Here is a 26,913-nt window from a genome sequence, read left to right as displayed (position 1 = left end):
AACGGAGAGGTGACATGAGCGGTACGGGCGTGACACCCCGCAGACCGGCCGTCGCGGTGATCGGCATCGCGACGAGATTCCCGCAGGCCGATTCCCTCACCGCCTTCCGGGCGAACCTGCGGGCGGGAAGAGACTCGGTGCGCCCGATCCCTCCGGAACGGATCCGGAGCACCGGGCTCGATCCCCGCCACGACTATCCGGAACAGGGCTACCTCGACCGCATCGACCTCTTCGACCATGAGCACTTCGGGATGTCCCGTCGCGAGGCGGAGGTGACCGACCCGCAGCACCGGCTGGCACTCCAGCTCACCCACGAGGCGCTGGAGAACGCCGGATACGCCCCGTCCGGGCTCAGAGACAGCCGGACAGCGGTGATCTTCAGCTCGCCGAGCAACGGCTACGCACCTCTGGTGCGCGAGCACGGCACCCTCGGCATGACCGGAAACATTCCCTGCGCCCTGCCCGCCAGGATCTCCCACCTCTTCGGTTTCACCGGCCCCTGCTACGGCGTGGACACCGGATGCAACGGCTCACTCGTCGCCGTTCACCAGGCATGCCGTGAACTCGGCGACGACGACGCGGACTACGCCGTCGTGGGCGGGGTGCAGCTGCGCCACATCGTGCAGCCGGCGGCCGCGGTGGCCGACTTCCCCGGCATCGCCTCGCCCACTGCCCGGTCCCGCGCGTTCGACCGTGCGGCGGACGGTGCGGGCGCCGGCGAGGGCGGTGGGGTGGTGCTCCTCACCACGCTGGAACGGGCGCTGGCGGAGAACTCGTTCATCCACGCCGTGATCCGCGGCAGTGCCGTGGTGCACAACGGCCGGCACTCCGCGACCATCAGTACCCCGAGTGCCCGCTCGCAGGCCCAGGTCATCACCGAGGCGTGGCGCAACGCCTCCCTGGACCCGGCGACCGCCGGATACATCGAGACGCACGGTTCGGGTACCCGGCTCGGCGACGCGGTCGAAGCCGAGGGCCTGGCCCTCGCTCGCCCCGACGGCGACCGTAGGGTGAAGGTGGGCTCGGTCAAGACCAACATCGGGCACCTGGACCACGCGGCGGGGATCGCAGGGCTGGTCAAGGCGGTCCTCAGCGTGCACCACGGCGAGCTGTACCCCTCGCTGCACTTCGAGGAGCCAGCCGACGAGGTCGACCTCGAAGGCGCCCGCCTCGAGGTCGTCACCTCGCTCGAGCGGTGGGACGACGAGACGCGCCGGGCGGGCGTGAGCTCGTTCAGCCTCGGCGGCGTCAACGCGCACTGCGTGGTCGAGCGGCCCCCGGCGACCGCCCCGGTACGCCCCGCCGTCAGCACCCCGCAGCTGGTCGCGGTCTCCGCCCGCAGCCGGGCGGACCTGCTCGCCCAGTGCGAGCGGCTGTCGCTCGGACTGCGCCACACCGCACACCCGCTGGCCGACGTCGCGCGCACGCTGAACGAGGGCAGGGACCACGACGCCCACCGTGCGTCGGTGGTCGCCCGGGACACCTCCGAGCTCGCGGCCCGCCTGGCCGCCGAGGTCACCTGGCGTCGGCTCGAGGCGGGGGAGGCTGCTGCCACCGGTGCCATGGCTGCCCCTCGGGTGGTCTTCCTGCTCTCCGCGGACGCCACCACCGACGAGCCAAGCGATCAGGTGGCGGACGGGTTGCCGGACGAGCTGCCCGCACCGGCCGACCGCGCCGCGATGGTCGGCGGCCAGCTCGCGACGTACCGGCGGCTGGTCCGGGCCGGCGTCTCGCCGGACGGGTTGATGAGTTCGGGGATCTCCCGCTACACCGCCCGGTACCTGCGGGGCGATCTCAGCGCCGACGACACCGCCGCGCTGCGGCGAGCAGGCAGCGGGCAGGACCCCGCGGTGGCGGGCGACCCGCTGCGGGTGGAGCAGCTCCACGCGGCGGCGGACGAGCAACTCTCCGAGGGCCCCGTGGTGTTCGTGGAGCTGGCGTCCCGTGGCGAGATCAGCGAACGGTTGACGGCCCATCTCCACGACCGCGCGGACGCCCGCGTGTTCCGCCTGCGGCCCGGCGCCGCCGACGCCGCCGTCCTGGAGCTGCTGGGCCGGCTGTACGAGGAGGGCGTCGACCTGGACTGGTCCGCGCTGCGGGCCGACCCGTCGGCGGGCCGGGTTCCGCTGCCGGGACATCCGTTCACCGGCGTTCGCTGCTGGGCCAGGCCACTGGGTGAGGTGCTCTCCTTCGACGAGCTCCAACGGCCCACCGCTCCGGCACCGGCACCGGCACCGGCACCGGCTGCCGAGGAGCCGGTCCGCGCACCCGGCGAGCAACGGACCGAAGCGTGCGGAACCGTACTGAACTGGCTGCGGGGCACCCTCGTGGAACTGCTGCACGCCGATGAGGTCCCGGCCGACGCGGACTACTTCTCCATCGGTGGCAATTCCGTCATCGCGCTCCAGCTCGTGGAGCGGGTACGGGCGGGGCACGGGGTCCGGCTCAAGCTGGCGGACATCTACGACCACCCCGTCGTCAGCTCGCTCGCGGAGGCCATTCACGACCGGGTGCCGCACGCGCCCGGGCCGGAATCGCCGAGCGCCGTCGGCGCGCCGACGGCCCCGGTGGTTCCCGAGGTGCCCGACGCCGAGTTGCCGCCGATCGTCCCGGGCGGCGAGCCGGTGCTGTCATACGGGCAGGAACGCATGTGGTTCCACCACCAGCTCGACCCGACGACCACGCTCTACAACCTCCCCGGCGCCTCCCGGTACCGCGGCCCCCTGGACGTCGAGAAGTTCAGGCTCGCCTGGGAGGACCTGGCGCGGCGCCACGAGGTGCTGCGGTCCAATCTAGTCGAGGCCGATGGCAGGCCCGAGCTGGTGATCCGGCCGGAACTGGGCGACTTCTTCACGTACCTGGACGTCTCGGGCGAGGACGCCCCGGACGCCGCGGCGGGTGCGGTCGTCACCGCCGCCATGCGCCGGGTCTTCGACATCGCCGGCGAACCGCTGGTACGGGTGACCGTCGTGCGGCTCGGCGACGACGACCACATCGTCTGCTGGTGCATGCACCACGCGGTGAACGACGGCTGGGCTCCGGAGATCCAGACGCAGGACCTGCTGGAGTTCTACACGGCCCGCCTGGAGAACCGTGCCCCCAACCGCGAACCGCTGCCGGTGCAGTACGCGGACTACGCACGTTGGCAGCGCGAACTGGTGGCCGACTCCCGGCTTGACGGTGAACTGGGCTACTGGCGCGAACGGCTGAGCGACCCGCCCGCGCTGGAGCTGCCCACCGACCGGCCGCGCCCCGGCCGGATGGACTTCGCGGGTGCCACCCACGGGTTCACCATCCCGGGCGCACTGGTGCAGCGGCTGCGCGAGGTGGGCGCCCAGGAGACGGCCACTCTGTTCATGGTGCTGCTCACCGCGCTCACAGTGCTGCTCGCACGCTGGTCGGGCCAGCGGGACATCGTCGTCGGCACCTCGACCATCGGTCGTAACCGGCCCGAACTGTGGGGTCTGCTCGGCTTCTTCAACAACACCATCGCGTTGCGCTCCGACCTGTCGGGCGATCCTGGCTTCCGCGAGCTGCTGCGCCAGGTGCGCGGGGTAGTGCTCGGCGCCCTCGACCACCAGGAGGTCCCGTTCGACAGGGTCGTGCGCGAGGTCGTCGCCGACCGTGATCCGAGCCGCAACCCGCTCTTCGACGTGATGTACGTGCACCAGACGCTGCCACCGGCCGCCGCCTTCGGCGAGATCGTCACGGGACCGGCGCACGATCCGGAGGTCATCCCGCATTTCCCCGGGCTGCCCCCCGGCACCGCCAAGTTCGACATCTCGATGGTCGTCGGCGAACTGGCCGACGAGGACGACTTGGTGGTCATGATGGAGTACGCGACGCGGCTCTTCGACGCCGACACGATCTCCGCCATGTCCGAGGCGTTCCTGGACCTGCTGCACGCCGTCGCGGACAACGGGGACACGCTCTACAGCGACCTCCCCGGCGGACCTCCCCCGGTGACCGGACCGGTCGCGGACCGACCGGTCGTCAGCTGCCTCGAACTGCGTGGCGAGGTGCGGCTCCCCGCACTGCGCACGGCGCTGGCGGAACTGGCCGAGCGGCAGGAGACGACGCGTGCCGGGACCGGCGAAGCCCCGGGACACGGCTCATCGTCCGACGACGGCTTCTTCACCACCGCTGACGTCTCCGGTGAGAGCGAGCCCCTCTTCGCGGCCAGGGAGATCGCGCAGAACGAGGCCGCACACGTACTCGATCCGGCATCGGGTCACCGGCTCTACGCGCTCCTCGCGACGACGGGCCCGGCCCGGCACGTCCTGCTGGTGACCACCTACCAGCAGGCCCACGACGACGGTCCGCCGGAGGCGTTCTTCCGGGATCTGCTCACTCTGTACGGTGCCCGCCTGGACGGACGCCGGGCCGAGCTGCCCGAACTTCCCACGCTGTCCGGCGAGTACACCGAGCCCTGGACAGGCCCCCGGAGGGAGGACCAACTCGCCTACTGGAGACGGACACTGACGGGACTGGCCGATGGCGTGCCGCCGCTGGACCGGGCCCGGCCCGCCCACGGCACCCGCGCCACCGCCAGCCTCGGGTCCCGGATTCCCGACGACCTCGCCCACGCGGTAAGCCTTTCCGGGACCAGGGAGAGCGTGCTGGCGGCCCTCGCCGCCCTGCTCGCCCTGCACACGGAGGCGGACGAGGCGCTCATCGGGCTGACCGGCACGGCGCTTCCCCTCCCGGCGGCGCGGAGCCTGCCGCTGCGACTGGACCTGGCCGACGACCCGTCCTTCGAGAAGCTCACCGACCGGGTGCGGCGCGCCATCACCGACGCGGAACAGCATCGGTACGTGGCGTTCGCCGACATCGTCCGCGCGGCCGGACTGCCCCACGAGCCGGGCCGGGCACCGCTGTTCGATGTGGCGTACTCCTACCAGGCGCTGCCGGCGGCACTCGGCTCGGCGGCCGGGGTGGAGGCGGCCCCCGTGCGGTGGCCCGGCACGGACGCGGGACGGCTCACGCTGCCGCCCGTCCGCAGCGAGCTGGACCTCTCCTGGTCCGTCGTCGAAGGGCCGGGCCGGGACGAGCTGTCCATCTCGCTGGACTACCGCACCGAGCTCTTCGACCGGTCGAGTGCCCGGGCTTTCCTCGAAGGACTGCTCACGATTCTGCGCGCGGCCACCCGCGCCCCCCGTGCACCGCTGTCCGGCCTGTGGCCCATCCGCACGACGACCAGCGCAAGCACACCCGCGAAGCCGGCCGCGGCACGGCCCGCGTACACCGACTGACGCGGCTCGGCCGACGAAGGAGACCTGCAACAGTGGGCGATCAGACAGACGTTCAACAGACCGCGGGGACCGTTCCGGCCGGGACACCGGTGGGCATCGTCGGCGCGGGCACGATGGGTGTCGGTGTGGCGCAGTGCTTCGCCGAAGCCGGCCACCCCGTGGTCGTCGTCGACAACGACCCCGGCATGCTGGCCTCGGGGCCGGCCCGGCTCCGCGCGGGGATCAGGACGGCCACGCTGGTGCGCCCGGGGTCCCGGCAGGCGCGGGCGGGCGTGGCCGTATCCCGCGTCGAGTCCCTCGTGACCTGGTCCGCCGAGCTCGCCGACCTGGCGGACGCTCTCCTGGTGGTGGAGTGCGCCCGGGAGGACGAGGACGTCAAGGAGGGGATCCTCCGCGAGCTGGACCGGATCTGCGGGGCCGAGGCGATCTTCGCGTCCAACACCTCGTGCATCCCGGTCAGCCGCCTCGGGTCCTTCACCGCCCGCCCCGACCGGGTCATCGGCACCCACTTCATGAACCCCGCGCCGCTCAAGGACGCGGTGGAGGTGATCCGCGCGCCGGAGACCAGCGGTCTCACCGTGGAGCGCACGGAGGCGTTTCTCGCCCGCCTCGGAAAGCACGCCCACGTGGTTCGTGACGCCCCCGGCTTCGTCACGAACCGGGTGCTGATGCTGACGCTCAACGAGGCGGCCGCCGTGCTGGGCGAGGGAACCGCCGACGCCGAGACCGTGGACCGCATTTTCCAGGACTGCTTCGGTCACCCCATGGGGCCGTTGCGCACGGCCGACCTCATCGGTCTCGACACCATCGCCGACTCGCTGGAGGTGCTGCGCCGGCATACCGGCGAGGACCGCTTCCGGCCCTGCTCCCTGCTGGCCCGTCTCGTCGCCGAGGGCAACGTGGGGCGCAAATCGGGCAGTGGCTTCTACCAGTACTCGTCACAGCACCTCACCGCGCCGGGAGGAACGGACCGTGGCTGACCGCCGGGGCGCACCCACCGACACGCCCCCCGCCGGACAGGACGCCTGGCGTGCCGCAGGACACTCCGGTCCGGCGCCCACCGCCCCCAGCGGCCACACCGCCCAGCTCGTGGAGATCCACGGCGACCTGGACCTCACGACGCTGGGCAAGGCGGTCGCCCAGGTCGTGGCCGAGACCACCGCAGGGCGGTCGCGCTTCGCCGGCGAGGGACCGCACGGACCGCCCGCCCCGGAGAAGCCGGACGTCCTGCCGCTGCCCGTGGTGGACCTGAGCACGGAGACGGACCCGCGGGGCGCCGCCGACGCGTGGACATGCGCGGCGCTCGCACGGTGCGGCGAGGAGACCTGCCAGCCCTGGTCCGCGCAGGCGTTGCTGAGGCTCGGCCCGGACCACCACCACTGGTTCCACCAACACCATCGGGCCGTGGTCGACCGCTTCGGCTGTGCGCTGATCACCCGTCGGGTCTCCGAGGTGTACACGGCACTGGCCGAGGGGCGCCCGGCTGCCGAGGGCGCCCTGGCCACCCGGGCCCAGTCGGCCTCGGCAGCGGCCGGGTACGCCGGAGCCGCGCAGAAAGCCGACCGTGACCACTGGCGCAAGCGGTTCGCCGACCTCCCCGAGCCGGTGACCTTCGCGTCCGCTCCCGTCCGGGACGCCGACCGGTTGCGGGCACCGGTGAACTCCCGCCCGGTGACGCTCGGCACCACCGACACCGAACGCCTGCGTTCCACGGCCCGCTACGGCGGTGTGCCGGTGCGGGCGGTGCTGTGCGCCGCCGTGGCGGCCTACGCCCACCGGCTGAGCGGCGCCACGGACGTGGTCATCGGCGTGCCGATGGACGGTCGGCCGAACCGGGTGAGCAGGCGCGTACCGGACGCGAGCGAGTACATCGTGCCCCTGCGGCTGACGGTACGGTCCGCCGTCACCTTCGCCGAACTCGTCCAGGACGTCGGCCGGGAGTTGCGCGAGGCGGTCAGGCACCAGCGGCCGGCCCACTGGGAGTTGGGGCGCGAGGCCGGGGCGACGGACGATCGGCCCCGGCTGTTCGGGCCGATCGCCGACATCCGCACCCCCGGGACCCTCGTGCGGTTCGGTGAACTGTCCGTGAGGGTCCACGACCTGGTGCCCGACCCGGTCCACGACATACGCGTCGTACTCGACGACGACCCCGCTGAACAGCGGCTGCGGGTCGTCTTCAGCGGTGCGGCGGATCGCTATTCCGCCGCCGAACTCGACGCGCACGCCAGGCGTTTCGGCCGTCTGCTGTCCATGGCGGTGGCCGATCCGGGGCACCCGCTGGGCACCTTCCGCCTGCCGGCGGCGGACGAGCGGGCGGCCGTTCCCTCCCGGACGGGCGGCACGGCCTCCGGAGCACCCCGCCGAACGCTCACCGACCTGCTGGAGAGCGCCGCCCGGAGCCACCCGGACGCGGTCGCCGTCACCGGCGCCGACGCCGAGCTCACCTACGCGGAACTCCACGAGCGCGCCAACCGGTTGGCCCGGCTCCTGCTGGCCCGGGGTGCCGGGCCGGAGTCGGTCGTCGGGCTGCTGCTCGCCCGGCGCGCCGGAACACTCGTGGCGATGCTCGCGGTACTCAAGGCCGGTGCCGCGTACCTGCCGCTCGACCCCGCCTACCCGGCCGAGCGACTCCGTTTCATGGTCGAGGACGCGGAACCCATCTGTGTGCTGACCGACACCGCCACCGACTCGTACGTCGCAGACGCCGTGAGCCGGTTGACCACGACCGTCCGGCTCGACGACCCCGCGATCGCCGGGGAGTTGGAGCACTGCTCGCCCACGGCACCGGCCGACGCCGACCGTCCCGAGCCGCTGCGGCCCTCGCATCCCGCGTACGTCATCTACACCTCGGGCTCCACCGGTACCCCCAAGGGGGTCGTGGTGCCGCACCGTGGTGCGGTCGCGCTGATGGACTGGGCGGCCGCCGAGTTCGGCGCCGGATCGCTGGCACACGTGCTGGCGGCGAGCTCCTTCAGCTTCGACGTGTCGGTGGCCGAGATCTTTCCGGCGCTGGCGGTCGGCGGCAGGGTCGAAGTGGTCGGCAGTCTGCTGTCGTTGCTCGACGGCGACCCGCCGCGCTGGTCGGGCGGTCTGCTGTGCGCCATCCCTTCACTGTTCTCCAGGCTGATGGAGACCGGCGGTCTCGAGGTGTCGGTCAAAACGCTCTCGATGACCGGTGAGGCGCTCCCCGCGACCCTTGCCGCGCGGATCCGGGACATCATGCCCGGCACCCGGGTGCTCAACGTGTACGGGCCCACCGAGGCCACCGTCCTTGCCACCGCGGCCACTGTCCAGGCCACCGCCTCGGCGGGCGACGGTCCGGTGCCGGAGGGCGCACCGCCCATCGGACGGCCGCTGGGCCACGTCCGCGCCTACGTGCTCGACAGCTCTCTCCGCCAGGTGGAGGCCGACCGCGAGGGCGAGTTGTACCTGGCGGGAGACGGCCTTGCCCGGGGATATCTGAGCCGGCCCGGGCTGACCGCGGAGCGTTTCGTCGCCGACCCCTTCGGTCCGCCCGGCGAGCGGATGTACCGGACGGGTGACCGGGCCCGTTGGCGCCCCGACGGGCAGCTCGACTTCCTCGGCCGCGCGGACGCCCAGGTCAAACTCAATGGTTTTCGCATCGAACTCGGCGAGGTGGAGGCGGTGATCGCCCGGCACCCCGCCGTCACCGAGGTCATGGCCTGCGTCCGGCAGGGGACGAGTGGCGACGCCCGGCTCGTGGCCTACCTGGTGCCCGCGGAGGGAGCCCGCCTTCCCGGCGGCCACGTGCTGCGGGACTGGGCGGCCGAGCGGCTGCCGACGCATATGGTCCCGGCAGAGCTGAAGGCCGCCTCCGTGCTGCCGCGTACGGGCAGCGGCAAGCTCGACCGTGGGAAACCGCCGACAGGCGTACGGCCGCTGGAGGCCGACCCTCCGACGGCCTTCGGCCGGCGGGACCCCCATCTCGCTTCGCTCGCCGCCGACGGAGCGCGGGAGGAGCACGTGGCACGGGTGTTCCGCGAGGTGCTCCGGCTCCCCGAAGTCGCCACGGACGTCAGCTTCTTCCACCTCGGCGGCGACAGCGTCATGACGATCCAGCTGGTGAGCCGACTACGCCGGGTGGGTCTTCTCCTCACACCGCAGGACATCATCGAGCACAAGACGGTCAGGGCGCTGGCCTCGGTCGTGCGCGAGACGAACCGTGCGAAGAGCCCGGAGACCTCCGCCGCGCTGGCCGAAGCGGCCGCCGAGCCCGCCGGAAGCGTCGGGTCCCTCCGCTCGCCCGGGGCGGGCGACGACACCGCGAGCAACAGGTGGGGCGGCATCCAGGAGATGTCCGAAAGCGACATCGGAGTCCTGTTGCCGCTTCGCGAGTCGGGCGACAAGGCACCTCTGTTCTGCGTGCACGCGGCGGCGGGCTTCTCCTGGGGCTACGCGGGACTCACCTCGCCGCTCGGCGCCGACCGGCCGGTGTACGGCCTGCAGGCCCGGGGCCTGGACGGCACCGAAGTGCTGCCGGTGTCCCTGCGGGAGATGGCGGCGGACTATCTGGACCATGTCAGGTCCGTCCAGCCCACGGGCCCCTACCACCTCCTCGGCTGGTCCTTCGGGGGGACGGTCGCTCACGAGATGGCGGTGCAGTTGGAGGAGAACGGCGAATCGGTGGAGACGCTGGTGCTTCTGGACGCCTACCCCGCGGGCGCGGGCGTTGCCGGACCCGCGGCCTCGGCCGAGGCCGCGGGTCCGGCCGCCGGCCGGGACGTCCTCGCGGCGCTCCTGGAAGAGGGACTGCTGGCCTCGTTCGACGAGCGGCGGGTCGCCGCGCTGGCCCGGATCTTCACCAACAACGCCCGGGTCGCCGGCCTGCACCGGCCGCGCCCGTTCGGCGGGAACACGGTGATGTTCACCTCCCAGGACCACCCGCCCGAGACCGCCCTCGGCCTGTGGCGCCCGCTGATCAAGGGGTCGCTCCAGCTCCTGCCGGTCGACTGCACGCACATGGAGATGGGACGCCCGGCCGCGCTCTGCGAGATCGGCCGCGTCCTCGTCGGACAGTGGGCCGTCGAGGCACCACAGAAGGGGTCGGTGAACGCTCCGTGAGGAACGAGCCGGAGTATGTGCGCTCGCCGGATCACCCGTCGATGCCGCTCACCACGATGCAACACGGGATCTGGTGGGCGCAGCACCTGGCGCCTCCGGTCCGGTACCAACTGGCGAGTGCGTTCGAGATCGTCGGAGACCTCGATCCAGAGCTGTACGACGCCGCTTTCCGGTTCGCGGTGTCGGAGACCGAGCCGTTCAGGTCGCGGTTCGCCGTCACGGCCTCCGGGGAGCCGAGGCAATGGGCCGGCCCCCTCCCTCCCTGGCACATACCGGTCGTCGACCTCCAGCGGGAACCCGCGCCGATGGCCGCCGCGCTGGACTGGATGCGGGCGGACCTCCCACGCCCGCTCGACCTGGAGAACGGTCCGGCGTTCAGGACCGCGTTCCTGCGCCTCGCCGGGGACCGGGTCTGCTGGTACCTGCTCGTGCACCACCTGGTGGTGGACGGCTTCGGTCTGGCGCTGTTCGCCCGACGGCTCGGCGAGATCTACGCGGCGTTGGAGCGCGGCGAGTCCCCGGAGCCCGGCCACCAGGTGCCGTTGGACACCCTGCTCAACGCCGAGCGGGCGTACCGCTCCACGCCCGACTTCGAGGCCGACCGTGAGTTCTGGACGGCGAAGATGGCCGGTTGGCCGGGAGCCGTCCGGCCGGGTGGGTCCGGGCCCGCCGCACCTGGCCGGGACACACCCGGCCGGACCGGCGTCGGCGGGACGGGCGGGGCACCGGTGCGTGGTGCGTCCCGGATGCCCCAGGACCGGGTGGCCGCCCTCCGTGCACGCGCACGCGAACTCAACCTGCCCTGGACGGTGCTGGCGACCGCCTCCGCCGTCCTGCTGGACCACGCCCGTACCGGCGGGGGCGATGAGGTCGTCGTGGGGTTCCCGGTCGCCGGCCGCACCCCCAGGACGGCGGGCGCCGTGACCGGTGCGGCGTCGAACGTGCTCCCGCTGCGGATACGGGTCGACCTGCGCCGGCCGGCCGCCGAACTGATCCGGACCGTCGGCGAGGCAACCACCCTCGCCCTCGACCACCAGCGCTATCGGTACGAGGACCTCCGCCGTGACCTCGGCTTCACCGGGTCCGTGCACGCGCCGTACCAACTGATCGCGAACATCGTCCCGTTCAGCTTCGGCCGCAGTTTCGCCGGACGGCCGATGACCCTCAGACAGCTCAACACCGGCGCGGTGGAGGACCTCTCCGTCGTGATCAGGCCGGAACGCGGCCGGGCCGGCCTGATGGTGGAGGTGCACGCCGAGGCCGGGCGGTACGAGCCCGAGGAGGTCGCCGCCGAGGCCGACCGCTGCGTACGCCTGCTCGACCAGCTGATCGACGAACCCCGGCGCCCCGTCGGAGAGCTGGATCTGCTGGCACCGGAAGAGCGCAGGCTGCTCGCACCGCGCATCGGCACGCCCGCACCCCCGTCGCCCCGTACACTCCCCGAGCTGTTCGAACACTGGGCCGCACTCACCCCGCACGCACCGGCGGTCAGCCATGGCGACCGGCAGCTCACCTACGCCGAACTCAACAGGCGCGCCAATCGGCTGGCCAGGACGCTGATCCGGCGCGGCGCGGGACCCGGACGCACCGTCGCCGTCCTCTTCCCCCGCTCCGAGGACATGGTCACCGCGATCCTGGCGGTGTCCAAAACCGGCGCGGCCTACCTCCCGCTCGACACGGGATGGCCGCCGGAGCACACGGAGCGGATCCTCGCCGACGCCCGGCCGGTATGCGTTCTCTCCGTGACGGACCCGACGGGAGCTGCCGCGACGAGCGGCACCGGCTCGCCGGACAGCGACGCCAACCCGACCGACGCGGACCGCACAGAGCCGCTGACGCCCGACCATCCCGCATACGTCATCTACACCTCGGGATCCACCGGCCGCCCCAAGGGCGTGGTGGTCCCGCACCGCGGTCCGGTGGCGCTGTTGCGGGCGGGAGCCGCCGGGTTCGGGTTCGGTCCCGACGACACCTGGGCGATGTTCCACTCCTGTGCCTTCGACTTCTCCGTGTGGGAGATGTGGGGTGCCCTCACGCACGGTGGCCGGCTCGTGGTCGTCCCCCGCGAGGTCAGCCGCTCGCCCCGCGCCTTTCTCGACCTGCTGGTGCGGGAGCGCGTGACGGTGCTCAACCAGACGCCCTCCGCCTTCCGGTCGCTGGAGCAGGCGGACGCCGAAGCCCCCGCGCAGGAGCGGGAACTGGCCCTGCGCTGGGTCATCTTCTGCGGTGAGGCGCTCTCCCCGGCCGTCGTGCGTTCCTGGTACGGGCGGCACCAGGACTCCTCGCCCGTCCTGGTCAACATGTACGGCATCACCGAGACCGCGGTCCTCTCGACCCGGCTCGACCTGGACCGCGGCCACGGTACGGCGAGGGTCGTCCCGATCGGCAAGGCCGTCGCCGGCACCCGGCTGTACGTGCTGGACAGCCGGCTGCGCCTGGTGCCCCCCGGGGCGGCCGGTGAGCTGTATGTCGCGGGTTCCGGTGTGGCCAGGGGCTATCTGAACCGCCCCGCCCTGACGGCGCAGCGCTTCGTGGCCGACCCGTTCGGCCCCGCCGGGTCCCGGTTGTACCGCTCGGGCGACCTCGTACGCGCCCGTCGGGACGGCTCACTGGAGTACCTCGGCAGGGCGGACGACCAGGTCAAGATCCGTGGCTTCCGGATCGAACCGGCCGAGGTCGAGGCGGCGCTGCTGGCCGCCCCCGGCGTGGCGGGCGGGGCCGTGCTGGCGAGTTCCGGTGTCGTTCCGTACGGTCCGGCCCGCACCGGGGCGGACGGCGGTCAGGGAGCCGACGGGGCCGCACGGTTGGTGGCCTACGTCGTCCCCACCCGGGAGGCGGCGGCGGACGATCCCGGGCAGGCCCATGCCCGGCTGCGGGAATGGCTGCGCACGCGGCTCCCGGCGCACCTGGTCCCGTCCCTGTTCGTCCCCCTCGACAGGCTGCCGCTCACCCCCAACGGGAAGCTGGACCGGGCGGCGCTCCCTTCCCCCCACGCCCGCGCGCACACGCCGTCACGCGCCCCGGACACGCCGCTGGAAGCCGAACTGGCCGGGCTGTACGCCGACCTGCTCGCCGTGGCGCGGGTGGGCGCCGACGACGACTTCTTCGACCTCGGGGGCGACAGCCTGCGGGCGACACGGCTGGTCAGCATGGTGCGCCGAGCCGGCCTCGGCGCCCGGGCGGAGCTGGATGTCAGGGACGTCTTCGCCCACCCGACCGTCGCCGGGCTCGCCGCTCATCTGGGCGACACGGATCATCCGGGCGACACCTTCATGGCATCGGGGCCCCGGCTCGTCCCTCGGCTTCCGTCGTCCGGGGACCGGGGCGCCGAGCCGGTCCCGCTCTCCTTCGGCCAACGGCGCTTCTGGTTCCTGCACAAGCTCGCCGGGCCCGACAGCACCTACAACGTTCCCCTGGTGCTGCGCTGGGACGGCGAGCTGGACCGGGAAGCGCTCCGTGCCGCCCTGGGCGACCTCACGGCCCGGCACGAGCCCCTGCGCACCCTCGTCCAGCAGCGGGACGGCCAGGCGGTCCAGCACATCCTGCCGGTCACGGCAGCGCGCCCGGCATTCACGGTCGAACCCGTCGCCCCGGACCGGCTGCCGGCCGCGTTGAGCGCCGCGGCCGGCCGCCCCTTCCACCTGGAGAGCGAACTCCCGCTCCGTACGGTCCTTTTCACGACCGAGACCTCGCGCGGGCAGTCGTTGCTCCTGCTGCTCCACCACATCGCCTGCGACCGGGCTTCGCTACCGCGGCTGCTGGACGACCTCGGTACCGCGTACCGGGCCCGCGTCACCGGTGACGCCCCTGACTGGCCGCCATTGCCCACCCAGTACGCCGACTTCACCCTGTGGCAGCGTCGACTGCTCGGCACCGACGGCGAGCCCAGCGCCCTGCGGGCCGGTCAGCTCGCCCACTGGAACAAGACCTTGGCCGGTCTGCCGGAACGTATCGCGCTACCCACCGACCGGAGGGAGCAGGCGCCGTCCGGGCGCCCGGCGCACACCGCCGGCGACACGGTCGCTTTCACCGTCCCCGCGGACGTCCACGGACGGCTCCTGGAGGTGGCCGCGGACGAGCAGGCCAGCCTCTTCATGGTGGTGCACGCCGGACTGGCCGCGCTGCTCACCCGCCTCGGCGCGGGTACGGACATCCCGATCGGCACGGCGGTCTCCGACCGCGCGGACTCGGAGCTCGACGGCCTCGTCGGCTTCTTCGTGAACACGCTCGCACTGCGCACCGACACCTCGGGAGAGCCCACCTTCCGTGAGCTGCTCGGCCGGGTCAGGCAGGCCGATCTGGCGGCCTTCGCTCACAAGGACGTGCCCTTCGACCTGGTCGTGGAGGCGCAGGGACCACGGCGGGCGGCGAGCGGGCAGGCCGTGTTCGGCCGAGCCCTGTTCCAGGTGATGTTGGTGCTCACACCCTCTCTTCCCGAAAGGCTGGAGCTACCGGGCGTGTCCGCGACGGTGGACCTGGTCGGCAGCAGCTCCGCCGGGTTCGACCTGACCTTCGGCCTGTTCGAGCGGCGCGACGCCGACGGCACCTGCCGCGGACTCGACGGCGTGGTCGAATACCGGACCGAGCTGTTCGACCGGCCCACCGTCGAGGCCCTCTGCACCCGCTTCACGCTGCTGCTGCGTACGGCCGCAGCCACTCCGGACATCCCGGTCCACGACATCGACCTGTCAGGGCCGACGGAACGCTGACCGCCGCACGCTCGTGGAAGTGGTCCGCCCGCACGGAGACCGACCGGTCTGGCCCTGGCGCCGAGGCGGCTGATTTTCTGGGGACGGCGGAGCGCAGGTCATTCAATGGACGATTCAGAATTCACAGGGGGTCTGTCGTGTCGTCGCAGGAACGCCTCATGGTGCGGGTCGCCGCTGCCGAACTACCGCACCACGCACCTCTCGAGCTGTACGAGCGCCTGCGCGACACGTGCCGGGCCGAGGACGTCTTTCTCTTCGAGAGCACGGACGGCGCCGCACCCGACCGCCGGTCCGCCGTCGTCGGTCTGGGCCGTCTGGCCGAGATCCGGGTCTTCGCCGAACACGTGGAGATCGACGGCGTGCCGGGCGTGGCGTCGGTGCTGGCTCTGGCCGCCGAGGAGGCAGGGCTGCTTCCCGAGGAGTCGCCGTCGGGCGCCCCCGGAGCAGGCACCCGGCGACTGCGCATACCCGGCCCAGCCGCCGTCTGGCGGCTGCTGCCCCTGGCACAGCACGTCTTCGAGGTGGACACCGACATACCGCAGACCTCGTACGCCTTCGGGTTCCTGGCCTCGCTCGCCTACGAGTCGGTCTGGCACATGGAGACGCTGCCTCCCCGGACCAAGAAGGCGAACGGGCCCGACATCACGCTCACGCTCTTCCGGGATGCCGTGTGGTACGACCTGACCACGGCCACGGTGCGTCATCTCGCCGCGGAGAGCGCGGCGTTCGGGGACCGCGCACCGGATGCCCCGTCGCTGGAGGAGGCCGCTCGGGCCGCCCAGGAGCGGGGCGGCACGGACGCCGCCCCGGTGCCCGCGGCTCCCTCTCCCTCGTCCGTGCACGACACCGTCGGCCGCCAGACGTTCCTGTCGTGGGCTCACCGGTGCCTGGAGCACATTCGGGTCGGGGACATCTATCAGATCCAGGTCGGTCACCGTATCGACGTACGCACCGAGCTCACCCCCGTCGACGTCTACCGGCGGCTGCGCGGCCGCAACCCCTCGCCGTACATGTTCCTGATGCCCCGCGCCGGCAGCCTGCTCATCGGTGCCAGCCCCGAGCTGTACTTCCGGATCGAGGGCGACGAACTCGAGATGCGTCCCATCGCGGGCACCGCGCGCCGGGGGCCGGACGACGAGGAGAACGCCCGGCGCGTCAAGGAGATGCGGGAGAGCACGAAGGAACGCGCCGAACACATCATGCTGGTCGACCTCTGCCGCAACGACATCGGCCGGGTCAGCCGCCCCGGCACGCTGCCCGTGGACCGGCTGATGGCCGTGGAGTCCTACTCGCACGTCTTCCATCTCGTCTCCACCGTCACCGGACGTCTCGACGAGGGCCTGGGCACCTGGGAAGCGTTGCGCGCGACGTTCCCGGCGGGGACGATGACCGGCGCGCCCAAGGTGCGGGCCATGGAGATCATCGACGGTCTGGAACGGGAGCGACGCGGCAGCTACGCGGGCGCCGTGGGGCTGGCGGACGTGCGCGGGTGGAGCGAACTCGCGCTGTGCATCCGCTCGATCGAGTACGACGGAGCCACCTACTCCACGCAGAGTTCGGCGGGCCTGGTGGCCCAGTCGGACCCCGAGTCCGAGTGGCAGGAGACGCTGGCGAAGATGGGCGCCGCCTACTGGGCGCTCACGGGGGAGGAGCTGCGATGAAGGTGCTGCTGATCGACGCGTACGACAGTTTCGTGCACATCATCGACCAGTATCTGCGCCACCTCGGCGCGCAGACGCGGGTCGTGCGCTCGCTGACCCGCTCCGTCGAGGAACTCGCCGGGTACGAACCGGACGCCGTGGTCCTCGGGCCGGGTCCCGGGCATCCGGCCGAGTCGGGCCATGTGGAACTGGTGCACGAGTTCGCCGGTCGGGTGCCGCTGCTCGGCGTGTGCCTGGGCCACCAGGCCATCGCCCTGGCCTACGGCGGCCGGATCGAGGTGGCCGACCAGGTGATGCACGGGCGGATCAGCACCGTGCGGCACGACGGCACGGGCCTGTTCGCCGGTCTCGGTCACACCCTGCAGGCCACCCGCTACCACTCTCTCGTGGTCGCCCAACCGGTTCCGGAGGCCCTGGAGACCACGGCCGTCGCGGTCGACCACGGCTATGTGATGGGCCTGCGGCATCGCACCCTGCCCGTGGCGGGCGTCCAGTTCCACCCCGAGTCCGTGATGACCACCGGAGGCCTCACGCTGCTGGAGAACTTCCTGGCCATGGCGGCGGACGAGCGCGGCCGGGAGCGGCCGCTCAGCGGGATCTGACCTCAGCCAGTACCCGGACGGCCTCGGTGATGCCCGAGCGCGGAAGATGCGCGTGGCCCACGACGAGCGCGGGTGCGCCCCGGCGCGGCCAGGCGTGGAAGGCCGCCCCGCCGCGCACCGCGACGGAGCGGCGCAGCGCCCCGGACACCAGGGTCGCCTCGTCGGTGTGCCGGGGGAGCCTGAGGTACGCGTGCAGCCCCGCCGCCGGGCCGAGCACGTCGGCGTCGGGCAGATGCCGGCGGACGGCCTCCACGAGGGCCTGACGGCGGCCGCTCGCCCGGGAGTTGAGCCTTCGCAGGTGCCGGTCGAGCAGCCCGCCGCGCAGCAGCTCGGCGAAGGCCAGCTGGGTGAGGGTCTCGGTGCCGAGGTCGTGCCGGGCACGCTCGCGCAGCAGCTGGTCCAGCAGATCGGGCGGTGCGGCCAGCCAGCCGAGCCGCAGTCCGGGGGCGAGGGACTTGCTGGCTGTGCCCGCGTACACGACGCGTTCGGGGGCGAGGCGTTGCAGCGCCAGCGGACGTCGACCGCGTTCGTACCACAGGCCCCCGTCGTAGTCGTCCTCGATGATCAGGCCGTCGACGTCCCGGGCCCAGCGCACGAGGTGCTCGCGCCGGTCGTCGCGCAGGGTCACGCCAGTCGGGAAGTGATGCGTGGGAGTGACGAGGACGGCGCGCAGGCCCGTCGCGGCCAGCGCCGCCACATCCAGGCCCGCCTCGTCGACGGGCAGGGGCAGCGGACGCACACCGCATTCCTGGAGGAACCGCCGCTGTCCGGGATGGCCCGGGTCCTCCACGCCGATCGCGTCGACCCCCTGCCGGCGGAGCACGCCGCACAGCAGGTTCAGTCCCTGCGCGAACCCGCCCACCACGGCCAGCCGCTCGGGGGCGGTCCGAACGCCGCGGGCCCGCCCCAGGTACTGGGAGAGTTCCAGGCGCAGCGCGGGGGCTCCGGCCAGCGGAGGATAGGAGTGTGCCGAGGGGGCGCCCGACCGCAGCGCGCGCTCGTAGCAGGTGAGCCAGTCGCGCCGCGGAAAGTCGGACGGACTGCCGCCGCCCGGCCGTAGGTCCCAGCGCACCTCCGGCACCCGGTCCTCCCCGAGGAGCGTCGGTACGACCGCCTGGGCGGTCAGGTGTCCGACGACGCGGGTGCCCGCGCCCTGGACGGCTTCCAGGTATCCCTCGGCGACGAGTTGGCCGTACGCCTCCACGACCACGCTGCGCGAGACGTCCAGGTCGTCCGCGAGGCGGCGGCTGGAGGGCAGCCGGGTTCCCGCGTGCAGGCTTCCGGCCGCTATCTCGCTCTTGATGAAGCTCTGTATCTGCGCGGTCAGGGAGACCTCGGAATCCCGGACGACTTCGACCGCCATGTGGAGGGACATGAACTTTTCTCTCCTTGGGAAGTGGCCTGTATTTCTCGCCTGGCAGTGGTCTGGTCGGGTTGCGTGCCCGGACGTGACACTGGTCGCCCGGATCGATGCCAGATCCGTGTCGCAGATGTCCGAGGAGAATTCACGTGACAACCGGACCGCAGAGTTTCAGTTGGCCCGAATTGCTGAATTCGCTGCTCGATCTGAAGGACCTTTCCGCGCGGGAGACCGACTGGGCGATGGATCAGGTGATGTACGGCGTCGCGGGGCCGGTGCGGCTGGCCGGGCTCCTGGTGGCGCTGCGGGCGAAGGGCGAGACCGTCGAGGAGATCGAGGGTCTGGTCGGCGCCATGCGGCGGCATGCGGTGCCGCTGGACGTGCCCGGCCCCACGGTGGACATCGTGGGCACCGGCGGGGACGGTTCGAACAGTGTCAACATCTCCACGATCTCGGCCATCGTGGCGGCCGGAGCCGGGGCGCGGGTGGTCAAGCATGGCAACCGGTCGGCGTCCTCCTCCTGCGGATCGGCCGACGTCCTGGAGGAGCTGGGGGTGGCTCTGGGGCTGCCCGCGGAGGACGTCGGCGCCGTCGCCGAAGAGGTCGGCATCACGTTCTGCTTCGCGCCGGCGTTCCATCCCGGCATGCGGCACGCGGCGGCGCCGCGCCGCGAGCTCGGGATACCCACCGTCTTCAACGCCCTGGGCCCGCTGCTCAATCCGGCCTCGCCCACGGGTGCGGCGATCGGAGTGGCGGACGCGCGGCTCGCGCCGCTGCTGGCTGGGGTCCTCGCCCGGCGTGGGTCGAGGGGGCTCGTGTTCCGGGGCGACGACGGAATGGATGAACTGACGGTCACCACAACCTCCACGATCTGGGTGGTCACGGACTCCGGGGTGCGCGAGGAGACCTTCGACCCGCGGGACATCGGCATCGGGCTCGCCACGCCCGACGCCCTGCGCGGCGGCGACCGGGCCCACAACGCCCAAGTGGCGCGTGAGGTCCTCGCCGGTGCGCGCGGTCCGGTGCGCGACGCGGTACTGCTGTCGGCCGCGGCCGGTCTTGCCGCGCTGGAGCCGGACGGCGGACGCTCGGTCGGCGAACATCTGGCGACGGGATGGGAGCGGGCGGCGGAATCGGTGGACTCGGGCGCGGCGGCAGCGGTCCTGGAACGATGGGCGGCCGTCACGACCAAGCGGGCGCAGCCAGCGGGGCCGGCGCCTCGGTGAGCCGCGGCTGCCGCCGACGGCTCTGCGCCGCGAGCCCTGAGGGGTCCTGTTCCGCGGTACCCGGGCCCCGGCCTCGCGCCGGCCGACTCCGAGGTGCGGCGCAACGAGGGACACGTACGCCGGGCCGGACGGCCGCGCGGCGAGCCGTGGGGCGGATTCCGGACAGGTCCGAGGCGCACCCACCCCACCTGCCCGGCGTCATCCGTCGACCGGACCCTGGACCTGGGATGCGGCCAGGAGTTCGGCTACTGCCGTTCGGGGAGTGCCGTGGGTCACCAGTGCCTCGCCGACGAGGACCGCGTCCGCGCCCGCGTGGGCGTATGCCGCGACGTCCGCCGGGCCGCGGACGCCGGACTCGGCGATCCGCACCAGGCCCTCGGGAAGGTGCGGCGCGACCCGCGCGAACGTGCCACGCTCCACCTCCAGCGTCGTCAGGTCGCGTGCGTTGACGCCGATCACCGTGGTGCCGGCGGCCACCGCGCGCTCCGCCTCGGGCTCGTCGTGCACCTCCACCAGCGGCGTCAGTCCAGCCTCGAGCGCCAGCGCGACGAACTCGGCCAGCTGGGCCCGGCCCAGGGCGGCGACGATCAGGAGCACCATGTCCGCGCCGTACGCACGCGCCTCCCACACCTGGTAAGGGTCCACGACGAAGTCCTTGCGCAGCACGGGCACGTCCACCCGGGCGCGCACGGCCTCCAGATCCGCCAGGGAGCCCCCGAACCGGCGTCCCTCGGTCAGGACGCTGATCGCGGCCGCACCGCCTGCCGCGTAGTCGGCGGCGAGGGCCCCGGGATCAGGGATGCCGGCGAGCGGACCGCGCGAGGGGCTGGCCCTCTTCACCTCCGCGATGACCCGCACCCCCGGCCCGCCCCGCAGCAGCGGCACGCAGTCCCGCCCCGCCCCCCGGGCCAGGGCCCGCTCCCGCACGGCCGCCTCGGGCAGGCGCTGCCTGCGTGACGCCACATCGGCACGTACGCCCCTGACGATGTCGTCGAGAGCATTCATCGCTGTGTTCCGCCTCCCTGACCTGCGGGCTGTGACCGACCGGACGATAAACGTTCGGAGCGGGCGGAGAACACTTCCTTAAGCAGCGGCGAAAACTTCCGTGTGAGCGCGCGAACGGGGTGGGGAGCCGTCGTCAGTGGCCTGTCAGTGCCGGTCGACAGCATGGTCACGAAAGGCGATGCCGAATAACACATTCTTCCGTCCATTCCTCCGTAGGTTGGCAATCACGTGTCGAAGACTTTGGGCTGTTCAGTCGCGGCCGGGACGACGGCCGTACGCGTTCCGCGGTGGACCACGGCCGACGAGACGGGCGCGCGGCGAGGAGTGACCGCCGAACTCGTGCTGTCTGCCGAACTGACCCCCCGGCTGCGTACGGTGGCCGTCGAGAGCGCGGCCCAGTTGGACGCCGTGCTCCTGGCCGCACACCTGCGGGTGGTCGCCGCGCTGACCTCCGACCAGAACCCGGTCACCGGGTACGTGCCCGCCGACGGTGATCCCGGCGCGCCACGCTCGCTGGGTGTCAGTGGTGTGCTGCGGAAGAGCTGGGGCGAACTCGTGCGGCAGGCGGCCGCGGAGGCGAGCCGGCGCGCCCCGGCGCCGGACCCGGCCTCCGGGGCGAACCACGATTGCGTCCTGGACCTGTCCGCGACAGACCTGATCACGACGGACCTGTCCGCAGCGGATCCGGCCCAGCACGACGCACCGCCCCTGTGGGTGCGTATCGCCGTGCACGCGGACCGCGTCACCGTCCGCGCCCGGTCCCGCTCGGACGTGATGTCCGAGGAGCAGCTGACCCGAATCGTCGGCTACCACGCACGGGCCTTGGAACTGCTGGCCGTCCACCCCGACGCACCGGCGGGCGAGCGGAGTCTGCTCGCCGAGGACGAACGGCACTTCCAGATCTACGGGTTGGCGGGCGAGTCGGTGCCCTTCGACGGGAGGCTGTTCGTCGAGCGGTTCGAGGAGCAGGTCCGGTCGACCCCTGACGCGATCGCGGTGTCGCACCGGAGCCGGTCATGGACCTACGACCGGCTCAACACGAGCGCCAACCGGATCGCCCACGCGCTGCTGACGGACGGGCTCCGTGACGAGGACGTGGTGGCCGTCGTCATGGAACGCGGCCTGGAGTGGGCAGCGGCCACGATCGGCGTACTCAAGGCAGGCGGGTGCTATCTGCCGGTGCATCCGGACCTACCGGCCGCCCGGATCGCCGCTCAACTCGACCACGCGGACTGCCGGTTCCTGCTCGGGGAGGGTGCGGACCCGCATGCCTTCGTGAGGGGCAGGGACGACGCGCGCCGCTCGGTGGACGTCGCGGCCCTGACCGCCGGAACCGGTGGTCATGGTTCCGAGGCGCGGACGACCGGCAACCCGGGCCGGCCACTCACGCCCCGCAGGCTCGCCTACATCTACTTCACCTCCGGCTCCACCGGCACGCCGAAAGGCGTGATGTGCGAGCACGCGGGGTTGCTGAACCACCTGTTGATGAAGGTCGCCGACCTCGGACTCGGCCCCGGCGACGTGGTGGCGCAGACTGCCGCGCAGTCCCTGGACATCTCGCTGTGGCAGCTGATCGCCCCCCTGCTGACCGGCGGCGGTTCACGCATCGTGGACACCGACGTGCTCCTGGACGTCGACCGTTTCCTCGCCGAGCTGACCGCGTCGCGCGTCTCCGTCGCACAGTTCGCCCCGTCCTACTTCGACGCGCTGATCACGGCACTGGAGCGCGGCCCCCGCGGTCTCGGCGTGCTGCGAGCCGTCTCGGTGACGGGGGAGGAACTGAAACCGGCGCTGCTGCGGCGGTGGTTCGCGTGCCATCCGGGCATCCGGGTGGTCAACGCGTACGGCGCGACCGAGCTCTCGGACGACACCATGCACGAGTTCCTCGACATGGTGCCCGAGCACGGGCCCGTCACGCTCGGCCGGATGCGGCGCAACGTGCATGGCTACGTGCTCGACGAGCAGGGTGGGCTGGTGCCGCTCGGCGCGACCGGAGAGATCGTCTTCTCCGGGGTCGCGGTCGGCCGTGGCTACGTCAACGACCCCGAGCGGACTCGGGCCGCGTTCGTGCCCGATCCGTTCCGGCCCGGCGAGCGGATGTACCGTACGGGGGACTTCGGACGCTGGCTGCCCGGGGGCCGGCTCCAGTTCCTCGGCCGCCGCGACCAGCAGGTCAGGATCCGCGGATTCAGGGTCGAGAGCGGTGAGATAGAGAACCGGCTCATGGCCCTGGACGAGGTGAAGGACGCGGTGGTCGTCGCCTCGGGGGCGGGTGACCGGCACCGGGTCCTGGTCGCCTTCCTGGTCGGTGCCGTCCGTCGGCAGGCCGCCGACATCCGGACCGGCCTGGCCCGCCATCTGCCGGACTACATGATCCCCGCGCACTGCCACTGGATCGACGCCCTGCCGGTCAGCGCCAACGGCAAGGTGGACCGGAAGGTTCTCGTCGAGCTGGCCGCCACGCTCGGCCATGCCGGCGTGCCGAGCACGGCGCCCACCACGCCCACCGAGCAGCGCCTCGCGATGGCCTGGGCGGAGGCGCTCAACGTTCCGTTGCAGAGCATCGGGCGGGCCGACAACTTCTTCGCGCTGGGCGGTACGTCGCTCGCGGCGACCTGGCTCGTCGTGAAGCTGGACCGGCTCGTCTCGCTGACGCAGATCGTCGCCCATCCCGTGCTGTCCGACCTCGCCGCCGCCGTCGACGCGGGTGGGAACACGACGGCGGAGGGCCCGGAGCCCGGCCTGCTCCGACCGCTGACCTGTGCGCTCCCTGGCCGGACCGAGCCCGAGGGCCGCCTGGTCTGCTTCCCCGGCGCGGGCGGGAACGCGGTCAACTTCCTCGCTCTGGCGCGGGAACTCGCTCCGAGCGGCATCGAGGTGTACGGCGTGGAGCTGCCGGGCCACGACTTCGTGCCCGGTACGCAGGATCTGGCGGAGGTGCCCGAGGTGGCGCGCCGGGTTGCGCAGGAGCTGGGGCGGCTGACCGCCGTATCGCTCGTGCTGTGGGGGCAGCGGGAGGGTGCGGCGCCCGCGCTCGCCCTGGCCCGGCTGCTGGAGGACGGCCCTTCGGCAGCTCGTCGGGTCATCGTCGGCGGCGTCGCCCCGGACTGGCCGGCCGGGGTGCGGGCGGCCATGGACCGCACCCGTGCCATGAGCGACCAGGAGGTCGCCGCGACCCTCCTGGGCGAGGGCGCGTACGTGGAGTTCGACGGGCTCAAGCCGGAGCGGGCGCGGCTGCTCGGGCCCGCCTACCGGCACGACGTGCGGTCGGCCGGAGACTTCCTGCTGGCCGCCCGCCTCGACCCGGAGGCGCACCGGGTCAAGGCGGGCATCGAGCTCGTCGTCGCTGAGGACGGGGCGGACGGCGAACACGGCCGCGGTCACTGGGACTGGCGGCTCTTCTCCGACAAGGTGACGCACCGCCGGCTTCCGGGTGGCGGAGCCCACTTCCCGCGCGCACGGGCGACCGACGCGAAAGACGCGGTGCTGACCGCGCTGAACCGAACCGCCCCTTCGTCCCCGTGAGGAAACCGATGCCCAACGACCATGTGACGACGGCAAGTTCCAGTGGTGCGGGAGGGCTGACCGGGCGGATCACCGCCGGCCCCGACGCGCTCCTGCGCGCCGAGGTGCTCGAGCCGCAGCTCCGCTTCGAGATCGACGCCCTGCTGCCCTGGTACGTCCAGCTGGAGAAGGTGCTGCTGCTGGAGTACCGCCGGCTCGGCCTGCTGGACGGTGCCCAGGTCGGTGCCATCGCCGACCTGCTCGACCGGGTCACACCCGAGGCTGTGGCCCGGGAAGCCGAGGAGAGCATGAGCGACATCGCCTTCACCCTGGAGCGCCACGTCGCCCGCCGGCTGACCACGGTGCCGCCCGCGTGGCACGTCGACCGCAGCCGCAACGACCTCCAGGCCACCGCGCAGCTGATGCAGGGCCGGGCGAGGCTGCTGGGGTGCGCCGAGGAGCTGATCGCGTTCGGCCGCACCGCGCACCGGCTGGCCGGGCGTGGTGCCGACCTGGTGATGCCCGGCTACACCCATATGCAGCCGGCCCAGGTGATCAGCCCCGGCTTCTACTTCGCGGCACTGTGCGACCAGGTACTGCACACCCTTGAGCGGCTGGAGTCGGTGTACCGGACCGCTGCTGCCTCGCCGATGGGCGCGGGCGCGATGGCGGGACAGGAACTGCCCTGGGACCGGGCCCGGATGGCCGCGCTGCTGGGCTTCACCGAGGTCCGCACGCACGCGCTGCGGGCCGTGGCACAGCGCGACTGGGCACTGGAGGCCTGCGCGGAGTTCTCCCTGCTGGGCGTCGCGTTGAGTCGCTTCGTCACCGACCTGATGACCTGGGGCAGCGCGGGATACGGCTTCATCGACCTGCCGGACCACTGGTCGGGCATCTCCTCGGCGATGCCGCAGAAGAAGAACTACCCGGTGCTGGAGCGGATCCGGGCCCGTACGGCGCATCTCGGCGCGGCCTACACGGCCATCGCCACCGGGCAGCGCTCCACCCCGTACAGCAACTCCGTCGAGATCTCCAAGGAGGCAGGGGCAGGAGTACCCGCCGCCTTCGACACCGCCGGGTCGGTGCTGCGGCTGTTCGGCGCGGTGCTGGAGAACCTGCGGTTCCGGGAGGACCGGATGCGCGAGGCCTGCGAGAGCGAGTACCTGGGCGGGTTCACGCTCGCCAACCTGCTGACCCTGCGAGCCGGGGTCCCCTGGCGCACGGCCCAGGTGGTGGCAGGGCGCTACATCGTCCAGGCCGTCGAGCACGGGCTGCCTCCCGCGGAGCCCGACGGCGCACTGCTCGACACGATCCTGGCCGCCGAGGGACATACGGCCGAACACGCGGCGGAACTGCTCGCCGAGGCGATGAGCGTGCAGGGCGGCCTCACGGCGAAGCGTTCGGACGGCTCGGCCAATCCGGACGCCGTACGGGCCCTGCTCGCGGACCAGGAGACGGCGTTCGACGCGTGGGACAAGCGCTGGTACGGACGACGGGCGCACATCGACGCGGCGGCGGCCGAGGTCGACCGGCTGCTCGCCGGTCCGGAGGGACGGCAGGAGTGGTGAGGTCCTCCGACGCCGTCCTGCGGCAGGATGCCCCGGGGCGCGCCCCGGCGCCGTTCGCCGCGGTGACGGGGATGAGTACCGCGTCCGGCACATTTGGCGAGCTGCTTCAGGGCGTGCTGCCCGAGGAGAACAGCGACTTCCTGGTCACCCTGCCCATCGCCCGCTGGGCCCGGGTGACCTTCCACGGCACACCCGGTACCGACGAGTTGGAGGTCCAGCCGGCCCACAAGCTCAAGGCGCTCCGGCTCACCAGGATGATCATGCGGTCCGCGGACGCGCCGATGGGCGGGGTGCTGACCATCGAGAGCACGCTGACCGAGGGCAAGGGCCTTGCCAGCTCGTCCGCCGACCTTGTGGCGACGGCACGCGCGGTCGCCAACGCACTGGGTGAGCCGATGCCGCCCCGGCGGATCGAGTCGCTGCTGGCGCAGATCGAGCCCACCGACGGCGTGCTGTACCCCGGCATCGTGGCCTTCTACCACCGTCGGGTGGCACTCCACACCGAACTGGGGTCCCTACCGCCGATGACCGTGGTGGGCGTCGACGAGGGCGGCGAGATCGACACGATCGCCTTCAACCGCATCCCCAAGCCCTTCTCCGCCGCGGACCGGGCGGAGTACGCCCGACTGCTGGAGCGGATGGCCGGGGCGGTGGCCCGTGCGGACCTCGCCGAGGTGGGCGCGGTGGCCACGCGCAGTGCCCTGATGAACCAGGTGCTGCGGCCCAAGCGGACGCTCGACGACATGATCGACGTCTGTCGGCAGGTCGGCGGGCTCGGGGTGGTCGTCGGCCACAGCGGGACCTGTCTCGGGGTGCTCCTCGACACGGCCGAGCCCTCGTATCCGCAGCGGCTGGTGGACGCCGCGAGCGCGTGCTCCGAGCTCGTCGGCAACGTCACGGTGTACCGGACCTTGAGCTTCGACCGATGAACTCCGGCGTTTCGC

The 26,913-nt window shown here is 72.5% G+C and carries 12 protein-coding genes; 10 read left to right on the top strand and 2 right to left on the bottom strand.

Annotated elements, in window-relative coordinates; translation table 11 throughout:
• Nucleotides 1-14: 14 nt before the first annotated feature.
• The 6 genes from LQ326_RS15770 (at nt 15) to LQ326_RS15745 (ending at nt 17,306) form a co-directional block, all read left to right on the top strand.
• Complete coding sequence (locus tag LQ326_RS15770) at nt 15-5,252, top strand: condensation domain-containing protein (RefSeq protein WP_234537015.1); 5,238 nt, start codon at nt 15-17, stop codon at nt 5,250-5,252.
• Between the two features lie 32 nt (nt 5,253-5,284).
• Nucleotides 5,285-6,232: a 3-hydroxyacyl-CoA dehydrogenase family protein gene (locus LQ326_RS15765; RefSeq protein WP_234537014.1), complete on the top strand. Its 948-nt coding sequence runs from the start codon at nt 5,285-5,287 to the stop codon at nt 6,230-6,232.
• On the top strand, nt 6,225-10,334 hold the full coding sequence (locus LQ326_RS15760) for a non-ribosomal peptide synthetase (RefSeq protein ID WP_234537012.1): 4,110 nt from the start codon (nt 6,225-6,227) through the stop codon (nt 10,332-10,334). Before LQ326_RS15765 ends, LQ326_RS15760 begins: the two co-directional genes overlap by 8 nt.
• A 41-nt stretch (nt 10,335-10,375) precedes the next feature.
• Nucleotides 10,376-15,043, top strand: a complete 4,668-nt coding sequence (locus tag LQ326_RS15755) for a non-ribosomal peptide synthetase (protein WP_234537010.1) — start codon at nt 10,376-10,378, stop codon at nt 15,041-15,043.
• A gap of 158 nt (nt 15,044-15,201) precedes the next feature.
• Nucleotides 15,202-16,704 carry an anthranilate synthase component I family protein gene (locus tag LQ326_RS15750; protein ID WP_234537319.1) on the top strand — a complete coding sequence of 501 codons (1,503 nt, stop codon included), beginning with the start codon at nt 15,202-15,204 and terminating at the stop codon, nt 16,702-16,704.
• Nucleotides 16,701-17,306, top strand: coding sequence for an anthranilate synthase component II (locus LQ326_RS15745; protein ID WP_234537008.1), 606 nt, complete (start codon nt 16,701-16,703; stop codon nt 17,304-17,306). The genes LQ326_RS15750 and LQ326_RS15745 overlap by 4 nt, the downstream gene beginning before the upstream one ends.
• Here the strand turns inward: LQ326_RS15745 and pdxR are convergent.
• Nucleotides 17,293-18,681 (bottom strand): MocR-like pyridoxine biosynthesis transcription factor PdxR, encoded by a 1,389-nt coding sequence (gene pdxR / locus LQ326_RS15740; RefSeq protein ID WP_234537005.1) that lies wholly within the window; start codon nt 18,679-18,681, stop codon nt 17,293-17,295. The genes LQ326_RS15745 and pdxR overlap by 14 nt on opposite strands.
• A gap of 134 nt (nt 18,682-18,815) precedes the next feature.
• Between pdxR and trpD the strand changes: the two genes are divergently transcribed.
• On the top strand, nt 18,816-19,892 hold the full coding sequence (gene trpD, locus LQ326_RS15735; protein WP_234537002.1) for an anthranilate phosphoribosyltransferase: 1,077 nt from the start codon (nt 18,816-18,818) through the stop codon (nt 19,890-19,892).
• Nucleotides 19,893-20,090: 198 nt separating this feature from the next.
• On the opposite strand, the gene trpC is transcribed toward trpD, so the two are convergent.
• Nucleotides 20,091-20,897, bottom strand: a complete 807-nt coding sequence (gene trpC, locus LQ326_RS15730; protein WP_234536999.1) for an indole-3-glycerol phosphate synthase TrpC — start codon at nt 20,895-20,897, stop codon at nt 20,091-20,093.
• 228 nt (nt 20,898-21,125) lie between these two features.
• Here trpC and LQ326_RS15725 point away from each other — a divergent pair, with 228 nt between their 5' ends.
• From LQ326_RS15725 to LQ326_RS15715, 3 genes are all read left to right on the top strand, one after another.
• Nucleotides 21,126-24,422, top strand: coding sequence for a non-ribosomal peptide synthetase (locus LQ326_RS15725; RefSeq protein ID WP_234536997.1), 3,297 nt, complete (start codon nt 21,126-21,128; stop codon nt 24,420-24,422).
• Between the two features lie 8 nt (nt 24,423-24,430).
• Complete coding sequence (locus tag LQ326_RS15720; protein WP_234536995.1) at nt 24,431-25,969, top strand: argininosuccinate lyase; 1,539 nt, start codon at nt 24,431-24,433, stop codon at nt 25,967-25,969.
• Between the two features lie 71 nt (nt 25,970-26,040).
• Complete coding sequence (locus LQ326_RS15715) at nt 26,041-26,898, top strand: GHMP family kinase ATP-binding protein (protein WP_234536994.1); 858 nt, start codon at nt 26,041-26,043, stop codon at nt 26,896-26,898.
• Nucleotides 26,899-26,913 lie beyond the last annotated feature (15 nt).

Source organism: Streptomyces shenzhenensis (assembly GCF_021462265.1).
Classification (GTDB): Bacteria; Actinomycetota; Actinomycetes; order Streptomycetales; family Streptomycetaceae; genus Streptomyces; species Streptomyces shenzhenensis.
This window is presented reverse-complemented; position numbering and strand designations above follow the sequence as displayed.